Origin of the sequence: Parapedobacter lycopersici (assembly GCF_040395035.1) — a bacterium.
In the GTDB taxonomy this organism is placed as follows: domain Bacteria; phylum Bacteroidota; class Bacteroidia; order Sphingobacteriales; family Sphingobacteriaceae; genus Parapedobacter; species Parapedobacter lycopersici_A.
Genome location: NZ_JBEBRB010000009.1, coordinates 57,059 through 63,336 on the forward strand (window position 1 = coordinate 57,059; position 6,278 = coordinate 63,336).

Consider the following 6,278-nt stretch of genomic DNA (forward strand, 5'->3'; position numbering starts at 1 on the left):
CAGGATAACCATGAATAATACCAATGTTAAACCCCGCGTGCTGCGGTTCCTGATCAGACTCAATTGCTGGTTGGTGACGTTAAGCTGCCCGATGCTGCTATTTGGTCAGTCCTATGATTTGTTAATCAAAGGCGGGCACGTCATTGATCCCAAAAACGGACGCAACGGCGTCATGGATGTGGCTGTGGCGGGTGATACCATCGCGCTGGTGGCCGCAGACATTCCGGCCGGCGACGCGAAAAAGGTAATTGATGCCAATGGCTTACTGGTTACTCCCGGGCTGATTAACCTGCATACCCATGTGTTTGTGGGCAGTGAAGCGGGCCAGTTTGCAAATGGCATCTCCAGTGTTTCACCAGATGATTTCACCTTCCGGTCGGGCATTACTACGGTGGTGGACGCCGGTACGTCCGGCTGGCGGAGTTTTCCGCTGTTTAAGAAGCAGGTCATTGACCAGGTGCAGACCCGTGTACTGGCATTTTTGAATATCGCCGGGGCCGGGATGGTGGGCTCCCCGGGCGAACAGGACCTGCAGGACATGAACGCCTGGCTCACATCGACGCGGATCAGGGATTATTCCGATGTTATCGTGGGTGTAAAAATTGGACATTACCTGGGTACGGACTGGACGCCCTTTGACCGGGCGCTGGAAGCGGCGTCGCTGGCCGGTGTACCGCTGTTTGTGGAGTGTCACCTGCCGGAATACACGCTGGAAGACCAATTGAAAAAAATGCGCCCGGGCGATATCATCACCCACACCTATGAACAGGTAAGCGAACGCATGCCCATCACCGATGAACAGGGTAAGGTGCGTCCGTTCGTGCTGGAAGCGCGCAAGCGGGGGATATTGTTCGACGTGGGCCATGGCGGCGCCGGTTTCTGGTTTAACCAGGCAATCCCCGCCGTCCAACAGGGTTTTTATCCCGATGCGTTCGGCATGGACCTCCACCGCTTCAGTATGAACTCCGGCATGAAAGACATGCTGAATATCATGTCCAAGTTCCTGGCCATGGGCATGCCGCTGGATGAAATTATTCCCGCAGCTACGTGGAGAGCGGCTGAAGCCATCAAACGTGACGATCTGGGCAACCTCGATGTGGGGGCTCCGGCGGATATCGCGGTGCTGCGGATCCGGGAAGGAGATTTCGGTTTCATGGATTCCGGTAGGGAGACACTAAAGGGAACCCGGAAATTTGAGGCGGAAATAACCGTCCGGGCGGGACGGATCGTGTGGGATCTCAACGGGATCTCCGGTAAATGGATTGACACCCCGGCCAATTAAACTTGATTGAAATAACGACTTTTTAATTTAACAAATGAACGAAATAACGCAAGTGACTGACCGCATGCGGGCTGCCTCCTGGTTTTTTGGTGGCTGTCTGATGGCCTGCATGGCGGTTGCCTGTAACGGCACTAACACAAATGGCACAGCGCTGCCCGCAAGCGATTCCGATAACGGCGGACTGATCCTGCCGGGGGGCTTTGAGGCGCTGACGATAATTGACAGTGTAGGACCCACGCGGCATATTGCCGTGAACGAAAATGGGGATATTTATGCCAAATTCCGCATGTCCAAAAAGGGCGAAGGTGGCTCGGTGGCGATGCGTGACCTGGATGGTGACGGCAAGATCGACTCGATTGTGCGCTTCGGCGATTATGAAGATCTCGGCGGACTGGCGGTGGGCATGACCATCCACAATGGATACCTTTATACCAGCTCGGTAAAACAGGTACTCCGCAATAAACTTCAGCCGGGGGAACTGGTTCCAACAAGCCGTACCGAGGTCATTTTAACGGATAACGACCCCAATGTAGGCCGGAACTGGCATACGACCAAACCGCCCGCATTCGACCGGCATGGCAATATGTACATTCCGTTCGGCGCACCTTCCGACGCAGGTCAGGACAAAGCGTTGTATGGTCCTACGGGCACTCCTGGGGGAAAGGGATTGGATCCTTCCCCGGAACGGGAAAAACACGCCGGCATCTGGCGCTTTGACGCTGCTAAGGAGGGACAGACCCAGGAGGATGGTGTACAGGTGGCTACCGGTCTGCGCAGCGTGGTTGGAATGACATGGAGCCCACTGGATGACCACCTGTATGCGGTTGTAAACGGTATCGATAATTTTCATACCATCTACCCGGATAAATTTACCGCATGGCAGGGAGCGGTGCTGCCCTCAGAAGTTATGGTGAGAGTGACGGACGGAGCGGATTTTGGCTGGCCGTATGGTTATTACGATCAAATACAGGGTAAAAATGTACTGGCACCGGCATATGGGGGCGACGGAAAAATGCAGGGGCGTGCCGCGGATTTTGATCTCCCCGTAGTGGGTTTTCCGGGGCACTGGGCGCCGATGGACATCCTGTTCTATCAGGGAGACCAATTCCCCGAACGGTATAAACAGGGGGCATTTGTTGCGTTCCACGGTTCAACCGACCGTTCTCCTTACCCGCAAGCCGGATACATCGTGTGTTTTGTGCCGCTCGTGGACGGAAAGGCGGGGGAATGGGAAGTGTTTGCGGATGGATTTACGGGTGTGGATACCGTGGAGAACACAAGTGATGCGGTGTACCGTCCGATGGGATTGGCCGAGGGCCCTGACGGCTCGCTCTACATATCGGAATCAAACGACGGCAGGATCTGGCGCATCATGTTTAAAGGCGACAGGCAGGCCTTCGGAGCCAATGAGCTAGCGGTAATGGAGAAACAGCGCTCCCGTTCGTATATTAAAACGCCGGAGGAAGGTGTTGATGAACTCGACAAGGGAAGTATGCTGGAAGGTGGTATCCTCTATGACACTTATTGTGCCTCCTGTCACCAGCGCAATGGAATGGGCGATAATAACCTGTATCCGCCGCTCGCCGGATCAGAGCGGGTGACCGGTCCGGTTGAGCCGCTGGTGGATATTATACTGAACGGATTACAGGGCGAAATAACCGTTAAAGGGAAAACATATAATGGAATTATGCCTCCGCATGCCAACATTCTGGATGATCATGCAGCGGCATCCATTATCAGCTACATCCGAAGCCGGTGGGATAACGATGCCAGTCCGATAACGCCGAGCGAAGTCAGGAAAATCAGGGAAAAGGTGGTGAAAAAATAAGAAATCAGTAAAAACCAACAATGATGTAATCCAGTGTTTCTGGATTGTATACACTTTAAAACCAAAAATAATGAAAAGAAGAGATGTAATAAAAACACTGGGCGTACTTCCCATCGCCGGCCTTTCGGGGGTGTCTTTAGCGAAAAATGCGACTGTACAGGATTCAAGAACCCGTTTACTGAATGTGCTGGCCAATCAGACTGCCGGCCCCGAAATTTATACGGCTATCGGTGTGGAACCGGTGATCAACTGCCGGGGTACGTTTACCATCATCGGGGGGTCGGCGGAATTACCGGAGGTAAAGGATGCCATTCACGCCGCTGCCAATTATTTTGTGCAATATGATGAACTTGCTGCAGGTGTCGGGCAGCACCTTGCTGACTTGACCGGTGCCGAATGGGGCATGGTTTCATCCGGGTGCGCGGCAGGAATGAAGCACGTTACGGTAGCCTGTGTCACCGGCGGAAATCCCGAAAAGTTGATCCAGTTGCCTGATATTAGGGGATTCGATAAAACGGAGGTTATCATCCCCCGGCATTCCCGTAACAGTTACGACCATTCGATACGCAACGTAGGCGTGCGGATCGTCACCGTGGAAACGCTTGACGAGCTTAAGGCAGCGATCGGCCCGCAAACGGCGATGATCTACCTGTTGGCGCATAATGCTAGTGATTCCGGTCCGCTATCCACCGAGTCGATCGTCGCTGTTGCGAAACCATGGAATGTGCCGGTATTGGTTGATGCTGCGGCCGAGGACCTAACCATTCCCAATGTTCACTTGGCACGCGGTGCCGATGTAGTGACCTACAGTGGCGGAAAGGTGATGTGCGGTCCGCAGGGTGCCGGCCTGGTACTGGGTAAAAAAAGCATTCTTCAGGCTGCGTGGCAGGCGAGTGCGCCGCACCATGGCATCGGCCGTAACGATAAGGTGGGTCGCGAAGAAACGCTGGGGATGGTTGCTGCCGTTGAAGCATGGATTAAGCGCGATCACCAGAAGGAATGGCAAAAATGGCTTTCCTGGCTGGATACGATTGAAAAGCGGGTTTCTGCTGTGCCCGGCATCACCACCGAGGTTCAGGAGCCCACGGCTTTGTCCAATCACAGCCCTACGCTTACCATCAGCTGGGATGCCAATGCGCTGCATGTAACCGGTGAGGAATTTGCGGATGAACTGGCCCATACGAAACCGCGTATTGCGCTGCAGGCGGGTGAACTGAAAGAAAACGGTGCCACTAGTGTGATCATTACCGCGTTTCAGATGCAGGAGGGAAATGACCGGATTGTCGCCGACCGGATTCATGAGCTGCTTTCCAAGAAACGCACGCCAAAACCGAAAACAATGGCTGCCGCCGCGCACCAGCTGGACGGCCGCTGGGATGTGACCATCCATTTCTTTCATGGGGAAAGTACGCATGTTTTTCTGCTGGAACAGAAAGGGAACTGGATCAATGGTATTCACCAGGGTGATTTTCACAGCCGGGGGCTGGTTGGCTCTATTGAAGGCGACTCGATAAAATTCCGCAGCGTATTCCGCAGGCCGGGGGATTCGCTGGTGTATTCGTTTTCGGGTACCGTAACCGGCGATTCCGGAAACACCATTTCCGGAAACCTGCACATGGGGGAATACCTGGAGTGTACGTTCACCGCGCGGAAACATGAATATACGGACGAGATAAAGCCGATCAAAATACCGGTAGGACCGCCGCTTGCCACTTAGTCCATTTTTTCATCATGTTTATATAGTTGGTGTCAGCGACCTGCATACTTGCAGCGTCGCTGATTTTTTTGCTGTACCTGCCGCGAACGGGTCATCTTCTTTTTCGGGCTAATTGCCGACAAAACTGGGCTGACTTTTGTATCTTTAGCGCTAAATAAACCCTAAAAATATGAAAAGGATCGTATCGGCTTGTCTTTTGGGCATTCTTTTTACAACGGCATTGCATGCCCAGGAGCCGGCATACCGTGCGCGTGTGGATGAACTGGCCAGTGGCATGGAAGACCGGGTGATCGCCTGGCGGCGGGATTTTCATGAACATCCCGAATTGGGTAACCGCGAAACCCGTACAGCCACCGTTATTGCAGAACACTTGCGCTCGCTCGGTATGGAAGTACAGACCGGCGTTGCTAAAACGGGCGTTGTCGGTATTTTAAAGGGTGGAGCACCCGGACCGGTGGTTGCATTACGCGCAGACATGGACGGCCTCCCGGTTACGGAAACCACAGACCTGCCATTTGCATCCCGAGTCAGGACGGAATATAACGGTGAAGAGGTGGGTGTTATGCATGCCTGCGGACATGATGCCCATATGGCCATGCTTATGGGGGCCGCTGAGGTTTTATCGGCTATGAAAGCCGATATCCGCGGAACGGTGAAGTTTATTTTTCAACCGGCGGAAGAGGGGGCGCCCGTTGGCGAAGAGGGAGGAGCCAAGCTGATGGTAGCGGAAGGTGTGTTGAAGCATCCGGATGCTGATGTCATTTTCGGACTGCATATCAACTCACAGATTGAGGTAGGGAAAATCGGCTACCGGTCAGGTGGTACAATGGCCAGCGTTAACGACATGAAAATCACGATTAAGGGCAAATCGGCCCATGGCGCGGATCCCTGGTCGTCTGTTGACCCCATCGTCGTAGCTGCCCAGGTGATCAATAACCTCCAGCCCATTATCAGTCGCAACCTGAATGTAACCCGAAATCCCGGAGTGGTTACCATCGGTGCTATTCACGGGGGCAACCGCTCCAATATTATTCCGTCAACGGTTGAAATGCTGGGGACTATCCGGGCATTGAGTGCAGCGGATGAACAGTTGATCATCAACCGGGTGAAACAGGTGGCTACTAAAACGGCCGAAAGTGCAGGAGCGGAGGCCGAAGTCCTTATTCCATTCAGTATGCGCTATCCGGTGACATACAATGATCCGGAACTGACTGAAAGAATGCTCCCTTCATTGAAGGAAACAGCCGGAGAAGCGAATGTGTTTCTTCGTGAGGCGGTAACGGGTGCTGAGGATTTTTCTTTTTTCCAGGAGGAAATACCGGGTTTGTATTTCTTTCTGGGCGGAATGCCAAAGGGACAAGAACCCGAAACGGCACCCTCACACCATACGCCTGGATTTTATCTTGATGAAAGTGGTTTTTTATTGGGTGTCAGGGCATTATCAAACATAA

The 6,278-nt window shown here is 53.3% G+C and carries 4 protein-coding genes; all 4 read left to right on the top strand.

Translation table 11 applies throughout. The features are described 5' to 3' along the window. The first annotated feature begins 10 nt into the window (after positions 1–10). A complete protein-coding gene (locus ABWO75_RS04145; RefSeq protein ID WP_353182855.1) occupies positions 11–1,282 on the top strand; it encodes an amidohydrolase/deacetylase family metallohydrolase in 1,272 nt (423 codons plus the stop codon). A 34-nt stretch (positions 1,283–1,316) separates the two neighbouring features. After that, entirely contained in the window at positions 1,317–3,110 is a 1,794-nt protein-coding gene (locus ABWO75_RS04150; RefSeq protein ID WP_353182856.1) for a PQQ-dependent sugar dehydrogenase, read from the top strand. Between the two features lie 70 nt (positions 3,111–3,180). Further along, positions 3,181–4,827 carry an aminotransferase class V-fold PLP-dependent enzyme gene (locus ABWO75_RS04155; protein WP_353182858.1) on the top strand — a complete coding sequence of 549 codons (1,647 nt, stop codon included), beginning with the start codon at positions 3,181–3,183 and terminating at the stop codon, positions 4,825–4,827. Between the two features lie 169 nt (positions 4,828–4,996). Then, a partial coding sequence (locus ABWO75_RS04160; protein WP_353182860.1) for an amidohydrolase occupies positions 4,997–6,278 on the top strand: 1,282 nt, incomplete at its 3' end.

Excerpts from the sequence above, each read along its gene's own strand:
- ABWO75_RS04145 (WP_353182855.1), top strand. The coding sequence starts at position 11 with ATGAATAATACCAATGTTAAACCCCGCGTGCTGCGGTTCCTGATCAGA.
- ABWO75_RS04150 (WP_353182856.1), top strand. The coding sequence starts at position 1,317 with ATGAACGAAATAACGCAAGTGACTGACCGCATGCGGGCTGCCTCCTGG.
- ABWO75_RS04155 (WP_353182858.1), top strand. The coding sequence starts at position 3,181 with ATGAAAAGAAGAGATGTAATAAAAACACTGGGCGTACTTCCCATCGCC.